This is a genomic window from Shewanella sp. 10N.286.52.A9 (assembly GCF_041468985.1).
In the GTDB taxonomy this organism is placed as follows: domain Bacteria; phylum Pseudomonadota; class Gammaproteobacteria; order Enterobacterales; family Shewanellaceae; genus Shewanella; species Shewanella japonica.
The window spans coordinates 214623-232384 of the sequence record NZ_JBFRJQ010000004.1 but is presented as its reverse complement, the minus strand read 5'-3'; the positions used below and the strand labels follow the sequence as shown (position 1 = coordinate 232384).

Genomic DNA, 17762 nt, shown 5'->3' with positions numbered 1-17762 from the left:
TGATTAAGTTTTATTTATAAAATAAAAATGAAATTAATTTATCAAGTTTACTTGAAAACAAAAATAACGTTCTCATATCTAGTTATAAGTTAGGCACGCTCAATAGAGGTACTAACTGCCATTACGCCGCAAGGGTAATGATAAACGCCAATAATGGCATATTTTTTTCACATATTGCTTTAGACAAGGATATGAACATGCGTAAATTTAATGTAACTCCCGATTTAACTCCTCTATACCGCAGTGCGATTGGTTTTGATCGTTTAGCTAAAATGGCTGAGCACGCTGCAGTGCAAAATGGTAACACTGGTTACCCTCCTTACAACATCGAACTGCTCGGTGAAAACCGTTACCGTATCACGATGGCTGTTGCTGGTTTTAGTATGCAAGAGCTTGATATTACAAGTGAAGGTGACAAGTTATTGGTAAAGGGCAACAAGTTTGCTAACGTCAATGACGAACGAAAATATTTACACCAAGGTATTGCAGAGCGTGGTTTTGAGCGCACTTTCCAGCTTGCAGATCATGTAAATGTTGTTGGCGCAGATTTAGAAAATGGTTTGTTGAATATTGATTTAGTAAGAGAAATACCTGAAGCGTTAAAAGCGCGTAAGATTAAAATAAACACAGCAAACAATACTATTGATAGTGAGTAAACTTCAACAACCTAGCGCATAAGATTTCCCCTATTGCACTTATGCGCAAGTTTCATCTTCCCTGATTATTTTGCCCAACAAGAATTTATTTCCTTGTTGGGCTTTTTACGTTATAGGTCGAGTTTTTAAATTTACAGACTGTTAATCATCATTAAAGGCTTTATCAAGAATGACAGAGCCAACACCGTCAATACCCAAATTGTCTTCAGGGTTGTAAATAGGACAAGACTTCATCGATAGACAACCACAACCGATACAAGCGTTTAGAGAGTCCCTTAAATTGGTCAAATAATGAATCCGTTGAGTTAATTGCTTGTGCCATGACTCAGACAATTTAGCCCAATCATCTTTATTCGGTGTCCGTTCATTGGGTAAATAACTAAATGCATGTTTAATTTCTTGTAAACTCACCCCCATTTTTTGTGCTGCTTTAATCACTGATATCCTTCTGATCACGTCTCGATGGTATCGGCGCTGGTTTCCTTGATTACGTAGGCTTTTAATCAAACCTTTTTTTTCGTAAAAGTGCAGGCTAGATACCCTAACACCACAACGCTTAGCTACTTGACCGACACTTAAATCCATTTCATTGAGCATCTGTTATCCCTTATATCTTTTACAAACTCTTCGCTACTAATTTTATTATTATATTTAAGCTTCTGAAATTTAAGGTATTAAAAGTGAATTTCAAAAATATATTTCGAAAACTCAAAATATCGCTTTACCTCAACTTAGGTTTAGGTTTTATAGTAGCTTCATCTTATATAGCAAGCAAGTTAGCCCTTATATCAAGACAAGGAGGCAAGCATGATTCAGGTGATAATCAATCAACAAATGATGGATCAAGTTGTAAAAAATAAAGCCAATAAAAGAGCTAATAACAATCAGGTGCTAGATAGAGGTGATAGCTCTGCAGCATTAAAAGCCAATCAACGAGACATTGCTGCTGTGATAGCTAGAAGTCGCGTTTTGTTTCACAACACAATGGCACTGAAATAACCCAAGTAGAACGAAGTGAAATAAAAAATGTACACAAACTAATTAATAACATTAAAGGAATAAACTATGCGATTAGAACATTTAAATTTAGTGGTGAATGATTTAACTGAGACGCTGGCTTTTTATCAAGCTGCTTTCCCGCATTGGACTGTTCGTGGTGGCGGTGAGGGCGAATGGCATGGAGTGCAGCGTAAATGGATTCATTTTGGCGATGATAATAACTATTTGTCACTTAACGATAACGGTAAAGGAACAATGAGGCCAATCGAAGGGTACGATCTCGGCCTCGCTCATTTTGCTTATGAGGTGTCAGATCTCGAAGGTTTACGAAACAGAATGGAAAAAGCAGGGTTTGAAATCGCTATCGTTGGTGGAAAAGATGCTAACTACGACAGTGTTTATTATAACGATCCCAACGGTTATGAAGTTGAGTTTGTTCAATATACAACAGATATTCCGAGTGAAAGAAACCAATACTAAGCCGAATAAATGGAGGCATTATGCGATTAAACCAAGTCACTTTACCTGTGAATGATTTGTCGCTTGCTTGCAATTTTTATCTGACGCTGGGCTTTATCCAAATTGTTAGTAGCAATCATTATGCTCGTTTTATGTGTCCAGACGGCGACGCAACATTTTCGCTTTTTAAGCAAGATAAACCACAGTTAGTGGATGATGCGGTAAATTCCAGTGTCATTTACTTTGAGCATGAAGCGTTAGATGAATGGGTTAATGATTTATTGACGAAAGGGGTTGAGTTTTATCAGCTACCTGTGGATGCCGGCTATTTATGGCGCGAAGCGATTTTATTTGACCCATCTGGTAATAAAATTAAATTGTATTGGGCTGGAGAAAATCGGCTTAACCCGCCTTGGCGAGTTAATATAAAAAAGTAGTCTGAGTGCTGCTTTAATCGCAACAACTAAAAAGCCTGCGAAATATAACGCAGGCTTTATCGTATTGACACCACTATACCAACGAAGTGCTTATTGCTTCCAAGGGTTAACTGCGCCAGTGCCATTTGGGACTGAAAATGTAGGTGCTGAGTCAGATCTTGTCTGTTTACGAGCATTATTTTTTGAATTCTCGTAGGGTTTTTTATTGTCTTCTTGGTTAAATTTCTTTGCTTTATTTTTATTGTAATGATTGTTCTTGGGCTTATCTGATTTACCCCGTGATAAGCGTGGTTTGTCATCCTCTGTTTTTGCCCCAGCGTTTGCTGACTTAGGTTTGGAAGAGTTTGGCATTTTAGGGTTTTTAGGGACAAAATCTAAAATTGAAATAGGCACTTCTTTACGAGGTGCAAAGCCGTCTACTTCTTTACGCTCGATGATATGGCCTAAACGACGTTCAATAGCGCATAAATTTTTAAAGTCATCCTTTGAGACTAAAGAAACAGCCAAGCCTTTTGCGCCAGCACGTCCCGTACGACCAATGCGATGAACATAGTCGTCAGCAGGAAATGGCAGGTCGTAGTTAATCACTAACGGTAGTTCATCAATATCAATGCCTCGAGATGCCACCCCAGTTGCGATTAAATAGCTGATTTTGCCAGCTTTAAAGTCCGCTAAAATTTGTTCTCGGATTGGCTGGCTACGACCGCTATGGAATGATTCAGCAATAATGCCACGCTTTTCGAGTTGAGTGACAAGCTTTGCTGCACCATGTTTAGTTTCGATAAAAATTAAGGCTTGTTGCCAATCGTTTTCTTTAATTAAATGGCTTAACAATGCTGATTTTTTATCTTTATCAACCGTGGTTAACCATTGCTCGATTTTTGGCTGTGCATCTTTGTCAGCTTCGACTGATATTTGCACTGGTTTTTTCATCGCTGATTTCGCTAAAGCGCGTACCTGATTAGAAAGCGTTGCCGAAAACAACATATTTTGGCGGTCATCAGGTAAAAGTTCGATAATGCGGTTAATGTCTTCAATAAAGCCCATATCAAGCATTCTGTCAGCTTCATCTAGGACTAAAACTTCTAACTCATCAAAATTAACAGCACGTTGGGTATACATATCAAGTAAACGGCCAGGAGTGGCGACTAAGATATCGATGCCTTCAATTAAACGCTGTTTTTGTTGTTTACTGTCTACGCCACCATACATCACCATCGAATTGATGGATAAATTTTGACTGTACAGTTTGATATTTTGCTCAACTTGCACAACAAGTTCACGCGTTGGAGCCAGTACCAAAGCTTTAACTCGTTTTCCTCGTACTTTTTGACCCGCTTTAAAGCGCTCTAAAATGGGTAAAATAAAACTAGCGGTTTTACCTGTGCCTGTTTGCGCTGCAGCAATGATATTCTTACCCGATAGAGCAACAGGAATGGCTTTAGCTTGAATAGGACTAGGCTCGGTATAGCCTAATTTATTCAACGCACTAGTGATTGGATCGCTTAATCCCAGTTTTGCAAATGGCATGTATTTTCTCGGGTAATGTTCAACAGTTAACTGTCGCAACAGTGACTTTATGACTGCTGCAGTAAAGAATAGACGGTAAGTATACCAGAGTGCGAAAAACTTAGGCTAGTGAAGTGAGGTCAGTGCAAAAAATTAGGAGTAAAAAAAAGGAGCACTAGGCTCCTTTAGTTTTTGGGCTAATGCCAATTAAGCTTTCATGGCCTTATCACCGCGTGCTAGACCCACAACGCCTGAGCGTGAAACTTCAATGACTTTAGTGACTTCGGCAAGTGCACTGATAAAAGCATCAATTTTCTCACTGGTACCCGCCATTTGAATGGTATATAAGCTTGAAGTTACATCAACAATCTGTCCGCGGAAGATATCAGCTGTGCGTTTCACTTCTTCACGCAGCTCACCTTGTGCTTTGACTTTGACTAATGCTAACTCACGCTCAATATGCGCATTTTCAGTAATGTTGGATACTTTTAATATATCAATGAGCTTATGCAGTTGTTTTTCAATTTGCTCATGAACATTGGCTTCGGCATTGACTGTGATATTCAATCTAGAAAGTGTGGTGTCCTCTGTCGGCGCCACGGTTAAACTTTCAATGTTGTAGCCACGTTGAGAGAATAAGCCAACCACACGAGACAATGCACCTGGTTGGTTTTCAAGTAATACAGAAATAATACGACGCATTAGCTTCTCTCCGTTTTGCTTAACCACATATCTTTCATTGATTCACCACGAATTAGCATTGGGTAAACGTGCTCTGTTTCATCGACACTAATATCAACAAACACAAGTTTGTCTTTCATTGCGAGTGCTTCAGCTAATTTTGATTCAAGCTCATTTGGATCGCTAATAGTCATACCTACATGACCATAGGCTTCTGCAATCTTGGCGAAGTTAGGCACTGAGTCCATGTATGAATGTGAATGACGGCCTGAATAAATCATATCTTGCCATTGCTTCACCATACCTAAAAAGCGGTTATTTAGGTTGATGATTTTTACGGGTGTATCGTATTGAAGTGCTGTTGAAAGCTCTTGAATGTTCATTTGGATTGAACCATCACCAGTGACACAAACTACGGTTTCATCTGGCATCGCCATTTTAACGCCCATAGCAGCAGGTAAACCAAAGCCCATGGTACCTAGACCACCTGAGTTAATCCAACGACGTGGTTTATCAAATGGATAGTAGAGTGCCGCAAACATTTGATGCTGGCCGACATCTGATGTGACGTAAGCATCGCCATCAGTTAATTTATGTAATGTTTCAATGACCTGCTGAGGCTTAATTCTATCGGATGACTTGTCATAAGCTAAACTATCTCGTTGACGCCACTGATTGATTTCTTCCCACCATTGGTTAATGGCTTCTGCGTCATTAGATTTTTGTGTTTCATCAAGTAGGTTGAGCATACTGTCGAGAATGTTTTCAGCAGAACCAACAATGGGGATATCGACACGCACTGTTTTAGAAATCGATGATGGATCGATATCAATATGTAAGATTTTTGCGTTAGGGCAATACTTTTCAACGTTATTGGTTGTCCGATCATCAAAACGAACCCCAATACCAAATATTAAGTCACTATTATGCATCGCCATGTTTGCTTCATAGCGACCATGCATCCCTAGCATGCCTAAGCATTGTGAGTGAGTTCCAGGAAATGCGCCTAATCCCATTAAGGTATTAATAACAGGAATATTAAGGCGTTCTGCAAGTTGTAGAATTTGCTTGTCGCACTCAGAGATAATTGCGCCGCCGCCAACATATAATACAGGTTTTTTAGCCGCGAGAAGGGCGTGTAAGCCTCGGCGGATCTGGCCTTTATGCCCTGAGGTTGTTGGGCTATAAGAGCGCATGTTTATGCTTTCAGGATAAACATAGTCATGTAAAACTTCAGGATTTAAGCAGTCTTTTGGTAAATCGACCACCACAGGACCTGGTCGACCTGTTGAGGCTATATAAAAGGCTTTTTTAATGATCTCAGGGATTTCCTGAGGATCTTTCACTAAAAAGCTGTGTTTAACGATTGGGCGTGAGATACCAATCATGTCACATTCTTGGAATGCATCATTACCAATCAAGTTACTATGAACTTGACCAGATAATACCACCATTGGAATGGAGTCCATGTAGGCAGTAGCGATTCCGGTAATGGCATTAGTTGCCCCCGGACCAGATGTTACAAGAACAACACCAACATCACCTGTGGCACGGGCATAACCATCAGCCATGTGTACAGCGGCTTGTTCGTGTCTTACAAGGATGTGTTCGACACCTGCAATTTCATGCAGTGCATCGTAGATATCGAGAACTGAGCCACCAGGGTAGCCAAAGATGTGTTTTACGCCTTCATCGATTAACGAGCGCACAATCATACTTGCGCCGGATAATTTTTCCATTGCTAAATCCTCTTAAGTTACCGTTGTGGGTAAACAGTATCTTGTTACAACGACGGTAATCGTTCTAAAAGTGAAGTTTGAACGGTAATTCAAACTCGTTTATCTCAGTGGTCAATAACCACATTAGATAATGGACTTATTTAAGGTTGAAACTTTTCTAAGATTCAATGAAATAAGATAATTTCATCATATTTATTTTTGGCGTTGATACAAGAGGATTTTAAAAATAGTTTGCTAAACTTGAGTGAAATTCATGATTATTTAATAAAATTGATTTTTTAGTCATATTAACGAGGTATAACCTCAATAAATTACATTTTATTGAATAGTGCCAGAAGAGGTAACCTCGACTAGAACCGTTGACGTAAGCAAATTCGTTCGTTGAAGCTTAACATCATAAGATCAGGCTTTATTTAAATTGTGCGTATTGGTTTTTGCCATTCTCTTTAGCGTGGTACATGGCCGTATCAGCTTGTTTAATGATTGCTTCCATCCTAAATTTAACTTTTTTGTGTAATGGCAGTTGCGGATGTCTAGAATATGAAAAACCAATACTGGCACTGACTTGTAATACTTGTTCTTTATAGTGGTAAGGTTGACTGATTGTTTTGCTTAAGTTTTCAGAGATTTTCTCAATACTATTAATATGATTAATGTCATTAAGCAACACAGCGAATTCATCACCACCAAGGCGACAAACAATGTCTGAATTACGCACCACATTTTTCATTCTTTTTGCAACTTCAATTAAAATAAAGTCACCCGCATCATGGCCAACATTGTCGTTTACGGCTTTAAAACCATCAAGGTCGATATACAGTAAACCAAAAAAATGACTGTTTATTTCAAGGTTATCTTCTCTTTTTGAGCGGCGATTAGAACGGGTTTCTTGATCTAAAAACATTTTAAATAGTCGGTCATCAAAAAATGCCCGATTGGCCAGTTTTGTTAAAGTATCATGGTGCGCTTTATGGAACAGTTTACGCTCGCTTTCTTTATGAATTAAGATATCACTCAATAAGCGTTTATTTTTAAAAGATAAAAATATCACCAAAAGTGCAATCGCTAACGCGACTTGAATTGAGAAACGAATAGTATTTTCCGCTTCACTAATTTGCTTCGACAAGGCGAGGTTACTTTCATGTATTCGCCGTTGTTGCTTGGTGACGAGAACCTCTAATTCTTTTGTGAGCTCTTTGAGTGTTGGTGTGATGTTCTGCTTCATTAATTGACGATCGGCTCGCCAATTATTGCCTGCATGAATATTAATTGCTTGAACAAGCGCAGCCTGATACGCCGCGGTATTTGCTTCGAATTCATCCAATAGGTCGAGTTGATCGTCATCCATTTCATAGCGACGTTTTTCTAATGCTTCAAATGACTGATTAACGCCTGTTTTAAATAGCGCAATTTCATCTATGGTTGGTAATTGCCTAAAGGCAAGGTAGTTTCTGACTTCACTGACGAGCATTATCCAGTTATACCTAAGGTCTTCAATCAAAGGTAAGATGCTTTGCTGTTCATTAATTGCAGTTGCCAGTAATAAATCATTAACGATTTGATTCATATTGATGGCAATAGGCTCAAGTTTTGACGATGCAATCCCAATTGCAGGCATATTTTTATTGTTGTTTTGAGCTAACTCTAGCATTGATAAATTATGAGTTATGATTTTGTCTACTAACTGCCTAATTCGTAATAGTTGTTCAGAATCATCCAGTTCGGGATTTAAGTTTGTTAAGTTAACCAGTTCAGTTAATGTGGAATTGATGTCATTTACCTTTTCCCTATATAGGTTCATGTTGTAATCATCTTTCTCAATGAGGTAATTCCCTAATACACTCAAGCTATGGTAAAAATGCGAGGTTAATTGCATTGCGCTGAGCATTTTAGGTTGATATTGCGATGTGACCTTGGTGAGTCTTTCTTGGGTTGAAGAAAAACTCACAAGTGAAACTAACGTGATAGAAAGTAGCACTAAGACAAGAACAATTGTGGCTGCTATGGCTTTTTGTTTGAGACTAAATCGAGTTAACATATTCATCATGGGTTAGTTTGTGCCACTGTAAAAATTTGAAAATATAAAGTCTCTATCTGCAACGTTTTGGTGACAACCAGCACATTGTTGCTTCACCGTTTTATCTTTACGGCTTCCCTTGATCATTTGTTGCCCATTGACTGAAAATTGTATGTATTCCCAGTTTCCCCCTTCAGCGTCGTATCCTTGGGGGTGCTTAACCATCACTGTTATGGATTTGGGATCCGCAGGTTTGCCATTAAGCATTTGATAATTTTCTTTAATAAAAATGGTGCCAACTGGATAAGTGAAATACTCAGGCTGGTTATCTTCATCTTCTGGGTCGTCAAACCAGGCACTGAATTCTAGAAAGTTATTGCGATAAGCACGTTCTCCATGATTAGTGTAAATCACTACGAACTGTTCCCAATGCAAACCTGAGTGTTCAAAACCTGTCAGTCTCCGCCATTGCTGTTGATAATTTTCTGAATCAGGAATGAGTTGGTGATCGAAGTTAGATATATCGACTTGATAAGCTTGAGTGTTGGCTATTTCAGTTTGTGAAGCGAGCCGAGTCGAAGCGGTAAGCGTCAACAATATTAGGAAAACCTTTATAAATTGATATGATTTCATGGTGGCCTACTTTTGATTAATGGTAAGAAGACCACGGACTTTACCTTTTTTGGTAATCTCAGCTGTCCAGATAGAACCTGATGTTAGCTCGACGGTAAGTAAGTCATATTTGGGAATACTAAAGACGACTTTGTTTGAGTCTGCTGGCACATTTTTGATGCTAAAGGTATATTCTTGTGTCCCTTTTTGAAATTCAAGAATTTGATGAAAGGGCGTATCTATTGCTGCTAGGTAAGTTCTCATTTTAGGGTGAATTTTACAGCCAACTCTCACGATACTGTTTTTATCCCAATCGACTTTTATTTTCTTTTCTCCTCCAGGCGACATTAATCCAACATCAAATTTTGCGGATTGACTTGTGTCATTGGCAAATACGTTGTGTTCAACATCATCTGAATTTTTAAAGGTCACTAGGTTACCCGCATTAACAACAGCCATCTTGCTAGTGAATTGTTTATCAACTTGATCGATTACCGGCGCATATTGGTCTGATTGGCTTGATGGCACATACACAATTCCAACCATTGGCGGCTTTTTTATAAATGATATTGTGCCAGTAATTTCAGTCGCGAAAGCGGCTGGCAAGGCAAGCATATTGGCGAGTAGAATAGTTAACAAGCATTTCGTCTTTGCCGTTTTTGAAGGGTTCATTTCCATATGTTTTCTCCCTTATGCATCTCATTGGGTGATATCTGAGCCTGTGTCATGCTTGGCGGACGCGCTATAAGAACTGGATCAGTTAAGGCTGATAAAAAAGCAATTAAGTCACGAATTTCTGATTGAGACAGATTTAATGGTTCCATTAGCTTGTCTTTATTTGGACCAGAGCCGCCGCCATCATTATAAAAAGTCATTACGGACTCTAAATCAGGCAACGATCCATCATGCATATATGGCGCGGTTAAGGTGATATTGCGAAGAGTCGGTGTTTTAAATCGGTATGCCAGAGAGTTATCTTTAATGACATTGGCTCTGCCTTTATCCTCAAATGCAATACCTAAACTATGAAAACTGTCGTCGGTAAAATTTGCACCGTCATGACACTCAATACATTTCGCTTTTCCTTCAAATAAAGCTAATCCGTTTTTTGCTTGAGGACTTAGTGCGTTTTCTGCTCCCGCGAGGTATTCATCAAATGGAGAGTTGTTGGTAATGATGTCGCGCATAAACGCCGCTAAAGCTTGGCTAATCAAATGAGGAGTGATGTCAGTTTGCTGGTAAACCTGTTTAAATTTTGATTGATAGAATTGGCTCTTAGCGATTCTTTTTAATAAAACTTTCTCTGACAAATTCATTTCTGAAGGGTTATAAATTGGCATAAGCACTTGATGTTCAAGTGATGATGCTCGCCCATCCCAAAATAGGCTGCTTGACCAAGCTAAATTGTATAAAGGAGGGGTGTGTCTCGTTAATGGTTTTCCGTCATGACCTGCACTTAATTTTAATCCGTCACCAAATCCGTTATCAGGGTTATGGCAGGTTGCACATGAAATGGTGTGGTTTCCCGATAACTGTGGGTCAAAGAAAAGGTACTTGCCAAGCGTGATCTCTTCGGCACTTGGAGGCATATCGACTGGGTATTCAATATCATCAATATCAGGTGTTGATAAAGGCTCAGCGAACACGCTAGCACTCGTCAGCATGGACAGTGTGATTAAACAAATTGTTGAAGCTGACAAACGTCTTTCAAGCCTATCAGTTAACTGCCGTTTTAGTACCGAATGTATGATGGTTATTACTCCGTTAATGTCATCATGGGCTGACGTGCTTACTTTGTGTCATCCTTAAATGTTATTAGCAGCTCTGCACTAGCATTCGTACTTCAATGTCACTATGAAATGACTGTCATTTTGACAATAGCGTGATTCATTCTATGGTGTGCAATTCACTGCCGTTTCTTGTTAATTCATTAACATATCAATAGTCAGTCTAGTAGAGTTCTGTGAATTAGCTAAAGATATGATTGTTTTTTTTACTTCAAGACAAATCTCGATATTTGAGTGCGTTAGGCTCGATTTGAATGACGAATACATGGCAGGTGACAGGCAAATGACGGGGTAAAACATGATGGCTTTGTAAGGCCAATTAGGGAAATGACTTCCTCTACAGTTCCAATGAAAGTAGAGGAAGTTAATTGAAGCGTATGATTGTTTAGCGAGTCTCAGTATGAGCTAACGTTTTATTCTAGATCGTTAGCTTATTAACTGTCGTTTTCGCAAGTCGTTTATGGGTTATAAGGTTGCGTGCGTTGATATAGCAAACAGGCCATGACCATCACCACTGAAATCAGCATCAATGCAGAGAATGGAACAGCGGTGCCAGTATAAAATAACGCAAGTAAAGGACCAGCTAAAGAGCCAAACCCAAAACGTAATGTTCCAATAACCGCAGTGGCGGTACCCGTTTCTTTTTTAAACTTCATCAATACAATGGCATCAGCATTGACAGACATGATACCTAAACAGCCCATTAAAGGGATCAGCATTGCAACTGTGTAGTGATAACTTAAATCGACAATATTGACGATTAATAATCCTGTGGCAGCTAATGAGCCAAAAACTGTTGCCACAAATAACATACGGCTTGAACCATATCGAGTTACGATTCTAGAATTGATTATATTTGCCAGCATGAGTGCACCGACATTGGTACTAAATAAAACGGCAAATAAGGTTTTATCGAGTCCGAATACTTCCATATAAATAAATGGTGAAGCAGTTAAATAACAAAAAAACGCAAATGAGGTTAATACACCACACGTGATGTTTACTTTGACGCCTTGGCGAGTTAATACGGTTTTATAGGCAGCAAAGAAAGATTGCTTACTTCGTGTATCAGCCGCTTTATCACTGGGCATTTTTAGCTTGAACAAGACAATCAGTAGCAAGGCAATTGCATAGCAACTTTGACTGAGAAAAATTAACGGCCATTCACCCAGCTCCAGTATCAAGCTACCTAAAGAGGGAGCTAATAATGGTGCGAGCATCATGATTAAGCTGACGTATGACATCCCTTTAGCGGTGTTATCACCATATACCTCTTTGATATAACCCGGAACCACCACTGTGGCAGCTGCGCCAATAAATGCTTGCACAAAACGCAATGCTAAAAACACTTCGATTGAGCTACATATTGAAATAAAGAAGCTGATTACGGTAAATCCGCTGAGACCAAAAATGACTAGTGGTCTGCGGCCAAAACGATCAGCAAGCGGGCCGAATGTAAGCATGCCTAATGCATACCCAGCAAGATAGATACTCAATGACTGCTGCACAGTGGTAACGTGCGTTGAGTACGTTTGAGCGATATTCGACATGGCAGGTAGATACATGTCGATAGCGAGTGGCGTAATGGCCACAATGGCAGCAAGCATTGGAATTAGCATTGCTAAATTCGGCACATTTGGCGGAGTAGTATTGTGATGCGTGTTTAAAGACTGGCTCACTCTAACCTCAGTTTATTGAAAGAATAGGGAAATATGAAGTAGATGAAGAATTAAGTGTTTAAATTTTATCATGAGAACTTGCTAATAGAGCGAAATAATTTTTATGAACTTGTATCAATTTATTTACTAGTTAACCCAAGTTTTTTGTCACAATACCTTAACAGTCTCGTCGTTTGATTGTCATTGAGTTTGCGTAGCTTACTTGAAATTTTTATAACAAGTACGCAACAGGAACAAACATGAAAACAGCAGTTTTACCTTTAGTCGCAATGATGTCTGTAATGACTTTTTCAGGGTGTGATGGCGATGATGGCAGTAATGGACAGGACGGCAGTAATGGAATCAATGGTCAAAGTTCATTATTACTAGCAAGTGAGCTACTGACTGGACATGCACAATGTCCTTTTGGCGGACAACAAATTGAGACTGGCTTGGATGTCAACGGTAATGGAATACTGGACATTGACGAAATTGATTCTTCACAAACTCAAATCATGTGTCAGGAGCAACAAGGTGCCTTATCAGCAGAATTAGTTGGACGTTATCAGTCTGGTATTTTTGGACAAAGTGCTGCTGAAATTGTTGATTACCATACACAAAGTAGACTAGTTTTTGTGGTTAATGCACATAGCGGCCAGGTTGATGCGTTAGATATTTCAGTGCTATCTACAGAAGGTGATAACACTGTAATGACAGCTGATGATATAGCAGCGACTAATTTAGATAATCTAACTAAGGTGTTTAGTTTAGATGTGGCTACCGATGCCGAAATAACAGGCTTAGGTAATGTAAATAGCATCAGTATATATGACGACTTGTTAGCTGTTGCAGTTGAAAGGGCCGATGAGTTAGGGAATGCGACTCAAGGCAATGGCGTTATAGCCTTTTATCGATTATCAGCAACAGGTGAAGCCAGTTATATTAAAGCGGTTACCGTTGGTGCTTTGCCAGACAACCTTGTATTTAGTCATGACGGCGCTCTCGTCATCGTAGCGAACGAAGGTGAGCCCAATAGTGATTATAGTGTTGATCCACAAGGTTCAGTTGCCGTGATTACAATAGCTGATAATAGTCCTGCTGATAGTGCGACAATCATTGATTTTAATGACTTTGATGCTGGTGGTACGCGCCATGATGAAATGAGCGACTTGATTAAGTTAAATGGTCCCGGCGCTTCGGTATCACAAGATCTTGAGCCTGAATATATTGCTGTTTCATTAGATAATAAATATGCCTATGTTAGCTTGCAGGAAAATAATGCCATTGCGGTAATTAATTTGACTGATAATACTGTTGAGCAGATTAATGCCCTAGGTCTTAAGCATTATGGTGATGTAGGAAATGAAATTGATGCAAGTGATAAAGATGATGCTATCAATATCCAAGCTTATGAAGGTGTTTATGGTATGTATCAACCAGATACGATCGCTTCTTATCAATGGAATGAACAAACATTTGTGGTCAGTGCTAATGAAGGAGATGCCCGTGATTATGATGGCTTTTCTGAAGAGGCACGAGCGGAAGATTTACTCTTAGATGCTAATCATCCTCAAGTCGCTGCAGCTCAAGATAAAACGCAATTGGGCCGACTAAAGGTGACAACGACAATGGGGGATGATGATGGTGATGGAGATATGGATAGAATCGTTTCTTATGGTGCTCGTTCATTTTCTATTTGGACTCATGATGGTCAATTAGTCTTTGATAGTGGTAGTCAATTTGAGCGTATTACCGCTGCAATTTTAGCTGACAACTTCAATAATCATAATGAAGAAAGTAAAGGTGACAGCCGAAGCGATGATAAAGGACCTGAGCCAGAAGCATTAGCTATTGGTCAAATTGCAGGTAAACAATATGCATTTATCGGCCTTGAGCGTACGTCTGGTTTTATGATTTACGATATCAGTAACCCTTTTGATGTTCGATTTGTCGATTATGTTGTTAATCGTGATTTTGACATTGAATTTGAAATAGACGGCAGCGACATTTCTGGTCAACCAGAATTAGCAGGCGATCTTGGTCCTGAAGGAATGAAATTTGTTAGCCCAGAAAACAGTCCAAATGGTTTGCCATTATTGATAGTTGGCAATGAAGTGAGCGGAACGACGAGTGTTTATCAACTATCTTTTGCGCAATAAGTATCTAAAAGCATTGGTATTACAGTCGTAAACGATTATGCCGTAATTGAGGCGTCCATTAGGTTACTCAAAGGCTAATATTGATTTATTGGCCTTTTTACGTTTCAACTTAGTAAATCTTGTCCTTTTAGGTCGCTAACACACTAATCGAAAACAATAATTATGTTTCTCTACTGATAAAGATGATTTTTTTCTGATTAAGATCATGTATTCTGTCATTGTGTGACTAAGTTAACTATTTGGTAAGGGAGTAAGAATGGCAAACATAGACAGTCATAGTGTGCTAACCGGCGACCATGTCATTTTAGAACCGCTAAGTATCGATCATGTTGCTGCTCTTAGTTTAGCAAGTGCAGATGGCAACCTTTGGGAGTTATGGTTTACCTCGGTTCCACACCCAGACGAAATGAAAGCTTATGTAGAGAAAGCGCTACAACAAGAAAAACAAGGTGAGTCATTAGCGTTTGTGGTCAGGGATAAAACTTCAGGTGAAATTATTGGCTGTACTCGAATTTGTCATTGGGATCAGCCTAATCGTCGTCTTGAGATTGGCTACACTTGGTATGCTAAACGTGCCCAACGAACGTCAGCCAATACCGAAAGCAAGTTATTGTTATTGGATTATGCTTTTAATACGTTAGATGTCATGGCTGTGGAGTTTAGAACACACTGGCATAACCAAGCATCAAGACAAGCCATAATGCGCTTAGGTGCTAAACAAGATGGTGTGCTGAGAAACCATAAAATTCTTAAAGATGGCACAGTAAGAGATATGGTTGTGTATTCCATTATTGATACTGAGTGGACAACGGTTCAAAAGCATTTAAAGCACCGTTTAGATTATTATCGTCAGCAATATGCTAATGCGATGCTTAATACAGAAATAAACTACTAACTAAAACAAGTCATTAAATATCGTTAGCCTTGTGAATCTAACGTAATGATTGTCTTGTAGAAATAAAATATGTAAAGGAAATTTCATGGGCAAAAAAGGATATATGTTATCTGCCGCTGTGTTGATGACAGCAAGTTTTCAGGCAAGTGCGCAAGATAAGGCTGAAGCGGCGTTTAGTAATGAGTTAGTTCAATGTGCAGCTTATTATGAAATTGCCTCTGGGGTGATCATGGGAATGGATGCGCCGCAGATGCAAGCTGTGGGTTCTCGATTAAAAACCTCAGGTGAAGAAGCTGAAAAATTAGCTGGTCAATATATGGCTGCAGATGCTGTGACAACCGCAGTTGCTGAAGCCAAAGAGCAACAGATTGCAAGTTTAGGTGGCTCAAGTGGTTTAGGCCCTTTAATGGGAAAATATAAAGAGCTATGTAAAAAAGTCGTCTTAGACCCGCAATCACGCTTAGAGTATTGGGCTATGGTTACTATGTAATATCAAATATATAGCCGAACGAAATACGTTTGGTTTTTTTAATCATTAACCCCATTAATTGAACATTTAATGGGGTTATTTTTTTATCTGGGTTTTATCGCTAAATCATATTTTTTTGCTATTCGATTGAGCCGACCTGATTCCTGTAAATCAGATAACCATTTTTGCAATTTCGTTTTAGAAATTACAGCCTTGGGGTTTAACAAAATACTATGAGAATATGTTTGATCTAATTTCTCTGAAATTAGCAGGTTATCTCTGATTTTTGGATACATTTTAATGTAATGCTGCAGGTAAGATAAGGTGACAGGGGCAATGTCAGCTCTGCCTTTTAATACGCTTTCAATTGATGCTCGGTTAGTATGAACAAATTGAATATCAAAATCGCTCATTAGATCTTGTTCATTGTTATTCCACTGGGCAAACTGATAATGATAACCGCTGACTAAACTGAGTGATTTATTTCCAAAACTATCAAAGTACTGCTGATCTTTCACCCCATCTCTAAGTGTTATAAACACTTCGCCATCAACAATGTCTAGAGGAATAAATTCGGCAATGAAGCTTTTCCAGCCCCAAATAGGACTTTCAAAAAACATCATATCAAACCGTCTTATATCATAGGCTTGGTAGCGATTCTCAATACTTGTATTAACAAATTGAAACTCAACTTCAGTTTGTAGTTGATTAAAGGCAGCAATGAGATCAATAGTAAAACCTTGAAATAAGCCGTCTTCGGATACATCAACATAAGGAGCAAACAAATAGCCCCCGACGTTTACTACGGGTTTTGCTTGCAGTGGGGTTGCCACGAAAAGACAAATTGTAATTATTATAGTGAGTGTCTTATTCATATAATTTTAGCGGTTGGATGTGTGGTTATTTGGCACCAGACAAAAAATTGACATGTTACAAATGTAACACTTTTGAACTAGAAAAAATACCATTAAAAAATGTATGGTTTAAGCTTTACTTTGTAAAATACCAGAGAGGAAATGACAGGTTGCGCTTATGGTGGGGTTAAGGGCTAGCAAGAACGTTAATTAAAGACTAAATAGGTCTATTGCTGAAATCTTTGCTTGATCAGTAACCAAGCAAAGATGCGTTAACTGGCATTATTTTTGTTGCCACTTACCAGAAACCGTTTGAATATAATGATCCTTTTTGGCAGCAGCTATGGCTTTTTTTGCTGCGAGCATGGCTACATCATCAGTCGATAACTTATTCTTTTTAGCTATTTTTTGGTAGTGTAGTTTCCGTTTTGCATTGACATCATTCATGACTTTTTTGGCTTGCTCATTGTTGACGACTAACCCTAAGTATCCGTTAGTTTGTTCGCCAAGTAAGCCCTGACTCTTAGCCTGCTGTAAGGTCAATGCAAGTGCAGAACTTGAAAACAATAGTCCGGTTAGTAAAGCAATTAATTGAACTTTCATTGGTATTGCTCCCTATAACTAAAATAATTCGTCATCTTCGAGCAATACATCGAGCTCTTTATCTATTTTGATAATAATTTCGTGCTCGATTTTCACGTTTAGATTAATTTCGATGGGTTTATCTGGTGGCGCGATTTTTACCGTAGGCGAGCATGCCACAGCAGCTAAGCAACAGAAACTGATAAAAATAATATTAACAACGTAAGGTGTTTTCACTGAGTGGTCCTT

20 protein-coding genes are annotated in these 17762 nt (G+C 38.9%); 8 read left to right on the top strand and 12 right to left on the bottom strand.

The window, feature by feature from the left end; all coding sequences use genetic code 11:
* The first annotated feature begins 197 nt into the window (after positions 1-197).
* Positions 198-656: an Hsp20 family protein gene (locus AB4128_RS03570; protein WP_372036863.1), complete on the top strand. Its 459-nt coding sequence runs from the start codon at positions 198-200 to the stop codon at positions 654-656.
* A 141-nt stretch (positions 657-797) separates the two neighbouring features.
* Here AB4128_RS03570 and soxR read toward each other — a convergent pair whose 3' ends face one another.
* Positions 798-1253, bottom strand: coding sequence for a redox-sensitive transcriptional activator SoxR (soxR, locus tag AB4128_RS03565; protein WP_065107903.1), 456 nt, complete (start codon positions 1251-1253; stop codon positions 798-800).
* Positions 1254-1463: 210 nt separating this feature from the next.
* On the opposite strand from soxR, the gene AB4128_RS03560 reads away from it, so the two are divergent.
* The 3 genes from AB4128_RS03560 to AB4128_RS03550 all read left to right on the top strand — a co-directional run bounded on the left by AB4128_RS03560 (position 1464) and on the right by AB4128_RS03550 (position 2551).
* Positions 1464-1655 carry a hypothetical protein gene (locus AB4128_RS03560; RefSeq protein ID WP_372036860.1) on the top strand — a complete coding sequence of 64 codons (192 nt, stop codon included), beginning with the start codon at positions 1464-1466 and terminating at the stop codon, positions 1653-1655.
* 66 nt (positions 1656-1721) lie between these two features.
* The gene (locus AB4128_RS03555) at positions 1722-2135 is read left to right on the top strand and encodes a VOC family protein (RefSeq protein WP_055023276.1); all 414 of its coding nucleotides are present in this window, start codon (positions 1722-1724) and stop codon (positions 2133-2135) included.
* 20 nt (positions 2136-2155) lie between these two features.
* Positions 2156-2551 carry a VOC family protein gene (locus AB4128_RS03550; protein WP_372036858.1) on the top strand — a complete coding sequence of 132 codons (396 nt, stop codon included), beginning with the start codon at positions 2156-2158 and terminating at the stop codon, positions 2549-2551.
* A 90-nt stretch (positions 2552-2641) separates the two neighbouring features.
* Here AB4128_RS03550 and AB4128_RS03545 read toward each other — a convergent pair whose 3' ends face one another.
* The 7 genes from AB4128_RS03545 to AB4128_RS03515 all read right to left on the bottom strand — a co-directional run bounded on the left by AB4128_RS03545 (position 2642) and on the right by AB4128_RS03515 (position 10755).
* The gene (locus AB4128_RS03545; protein WP_372036856.1) at positions 2642-4081 is read right to left on the bottom strand and encodes a DEAD/DEAH box helicase; all 1440 of its coding nucleotides are present in this window, start codon (positions 4079-4081) and stop codon (positions 2642-2644) included.
* 186 nt (positions 4082-4267) lie between these two features.
* Entirely contained in the window at positions 4268-4762 is a 495-nt protein-coding gene (ilvN, locus tag AB4128_RS03540; protein ID WP_055023273.1) for an acetolactate synthase small subunit, read from the bottom strand.
* Positions 4762-6480, bottom strand: a complete 1719-nt coding sequence (locus AB4128_RS03535; protein WP_372036854.1) for an acetolactate synthase 3 large subunit — start codon at positions 6478-6480, stop codon at positions 4762-4764. Before AB4128_RS03535 ends, ilvN begins: the two co-directional genes overlap by 1 nt.
* Before the next feature lie 409 nt (positions 6481-6889).
* The gene (locus AB4128_RS03530) at positions 6890-8527 is read right to left on the bottom strand and encodes a diguanylate cyclase domain-containing protein (protein ID WP_372036852.1); all 1638 of its coding nucleotides are present in this window, start codon (positions 8525-8527) and stop codon (positions 6890-6892) included.
* Between the two features lie 3 nt (positions 8528-8530).
* Positions 8531-9130: a cytochrome P460 family protein gene (locus AB4128_RS03525; RefSeq protein WP_372036850.1), complete on the bottom strand. Its 600-nt coding sequence runs from the start codon at positions 9128-9130 to the stop codon at positions 8531-8533.
* A gap of 6 nt (positions 9131-9136) precedes the next feature.
* Positions 9137-9787, bottom strand: a complete 651-nt coding sequence (locus AB4128_RS03520; RefSeq protein WP_055023269.1) for a hypothetical protein — start codon at positions 9785-9787, stop codon at positions 9137-9139.
* Positions 9778-10755 (bottom strand): cytochrome-c peroxidase, encoded by a 978-nt coding sequence (locus AB4128_RS03515; RefSeq protein WP_372036848.1) that lies wholly within the window; start codon positions 10753-10755, stop codon positions 9778-9780. The genes AB4128_RS03520 and AB4128_RS03515 overlap by 10 nt, the downstream gene beginning before the upstream one ends.
* A gap of 25 nt (positions 10756-10780) precedes the next feature.
* On the opposite strand from AB4128_RS03515, the gene AB4128_RS03510 reads away from it, so the two are divergent.
* A complete protein-coding gene (locus tag AB4128_RS03510) occupies positions 10781-10918 on the top strand; it encodes a hypothetical protein (RefSeq protein WP_282166162.1) in 138 nt (45 codons plus the stop codon).
* Between the two features lie 436 nt (positions 10919-11354).
* Here the strand turns inward: AB4128_RS03510 and AB4128_RS03505 are convergent, their stop codons facing one another.
* A complete protein-coding gene (locus AB4128_RS03505) occupies positions 11355-12515 on the bottom strand; it encodes a multidrug effflux MFS transporter (protein ID WP_372036975.1) in 1161 nt (386 codons plus the stop codon).
* A 299-nt stretch (positions 12516-12814) separates the two neighbouring features.
* Here AB4128_RS03505 and AB4128_RS03500 point away from each other — a divergent pair, with 299 nt between their 5' ends.
* The 3 genes from AB4128_RS03500 (at position 12815) to AB4128_RS03490 (ending at position 16098) form a co-directional block, all read left to right on the top strand.
* Complete coding sequence (locus tag AB4128_RS03500) at positions 12815-14713, top strand: choice-of-anchor I family protein (protein ID WP_372036846.1); 1899 nt, start codon at positions 12815-12817, stop codon at positions 14711-14713.
* Between the two features lie 256 nt (positions 14714-14969).
* Positions 14970-15608: a GNAT family N-acetyltransferase gene (locus AB4128_RS03495; RefSeq protein WP_372036844.1), complete on the top strand. Its 639-nt coding sequence runs from the start codon at positions 14970-14972 to the stop codon at positions 15606-15608.
* A gap of 85 nt (positions 15609-15693) precedes the next feature.
* Positions 15694-16098 (top strand): hypothetical protein, encoded by a 405-nt coding sequence (locus tag AB4128_RS03490; protein ID WP_055023265.1) that lies wholly within the window; start codon positions 15694-15696, stop codon positions 16096-16098.
* Positions 16099-16181: 83 nt separating this feature from the next.
* Here the strand turns inward: AB4128_RS03490 and AB4128_RS03485 are convergent, their stop codons facing one another.
* From AB4128_RS03485 to AB4128_RS03475, 3 genes are all read right to left on the bottom strand, one after another.
* A complete protein-coding gene (locus AB4128_RS03485) occupies positions 16182-16910 on the bottom strand; it encodes an ABC transporter substrate-binding protein (RefSeq protein ID WP_225442245.1) in 729 nt (242 codons plus the stop codon).
* A 303-nt stretch (positions 16911-17213) separates the two neighbouring features.
* Positions 17214-17534, bottom strand: coding sequence for a YdbL family protein (locus tag AB4128_RS03480; RefSeq protein WP_055023263.1), 321 nt, complete (start codon positions 17532-17534; stop codon positions 17214-17216).
* A gap of 18 nt (positions 17535-17552) precedes the next feature.
* The gene (locus AB4128_RS03475) at positions 17553-17726 is read right to left on the bottom strand and encodes a YnbE family lipoprotein (RefSeq protein WP_225442272.1); all 174 of its coding nucleotides are present in this window, start codon (positions 17724-17726) and stop codon (positions 17553-17555) included.
* Positions 17727-17762 lie beyond the last annotated feature (36 nt).

Excerpts from the sequence above, each read along its gene's own strand:
- AB4128_RS03570 (WP_372036863.1), top strand. The coding sequence starts at position 198 with ATGCGTAAATTTAATGTAACTCCCGATTTAACTCCTCTATACCGCAGT.
- soxR (WP_065107903.1), bottom strand. The coding sequence starts at position 1,253 with ATGCTCAATGAAATGGATTTAAGTGTCGGTCAAGTAGCTAAGCGTTGT.
- AB4128_RS03560 (WP_372036860.1), top strand. The coding sequence starts at position 1,464 with ATGATTCAGGTGATAATCAATCAACAAATGATGGATCAAGTTGTAAAA.
- AB4128_RS03555 (WP_055023276.1), top strand. The coding sequence starts at position 1,722 with ATGCGATTAGAACATTTAAATTTAGTGGTGAATGATTTAACTGAGACG.
- AB4128_RS03550 (WP_372036858.1), top strand. The coding sequence starts at position 2,156 with ATGCGATTAAACCAAGTCACTTTACCTGTGAATGATTTGTCGCTTGCT.
- AB4128_RS03545 (WP_372036856.1), bottom strand. The coding sequence starts at position 4,081 with ATGCCATTTGCAAAACTGGGATTAAGCGATCCAATCACTAGTGCGTTG.
- ilvN (WP_055023273.1), bottom strand. The coding sequence starts at position 4,762 with ATGCGTCGTATTATTTCTGTATTACTTGAAAACCAACCAGGTGCATTG.
- AB4128_RS03535 (WP_372036854.1), bottom strand. The coding sequence starts at position 6,480 with ATGGAAAAATTATCCGGCGCAAGTATGATTGTGCGCTCGTTAATCGAT.
- AB4128_RS03530 (WP_372036852.1), bottom strand. The coding sequence starts at position 8,527 with ATGATGAATATGTTAACTCGATTTAGTCTCAAACAAAAAGCCATAGCA.
- AB4128_RS03525 (WP_372036850.1), bottom strand. The coding sequence starts at position 9,130 with ATGAAATCATATCAATTTATAAAGGTTTTCCTAATATTGTTGACGCTT.
- AB4128_RS03520 (WP_055023269.1), bottom strand. The coding sequence starts at position 9,787 with ATGGAAATGAACCCTTCAAAAACGGCAAAGACGAAATGCTTGTTAACT.
- AB4128_RS03505 (WP_372036975.1), bottom strand. The coding sequence starts at position 12,515 with ATGCTAATTCCAATGCTTGCTGCCATTGTGGCCATTACGCCACTCGCT.
- AB4128_RS03500 (WP_372036846.1), top strand. The coding sequence starts at position 12,815 with ATGAAAACAGCAGTTTTACCTTTAGTCGCAATGATGTCTGTAATGACT.
- AB4128_RS03495 (WP_372036844.1), top strand. The coding sequence starts at position 14,970 with ATGGCAAACATAGACAGTCATAGTGTGCTAACCGGCGACCATGTCATT.
- AB4128_RS03490 (WP_055023265.1), top strand. The coding sequence starts at position 15,694 with ATGGGCAAAAAAGGATATATGTTATCTGCCGCTGTGTTGATGACAGCA.
- AB4128_RS03480 (WP_055023263.1), bottom strand. The coding sequence starts at position 17,534 with ATGAAAGTTCAATTAATTGCTTTACTAACCGGACTATTGTTTTCAAGT.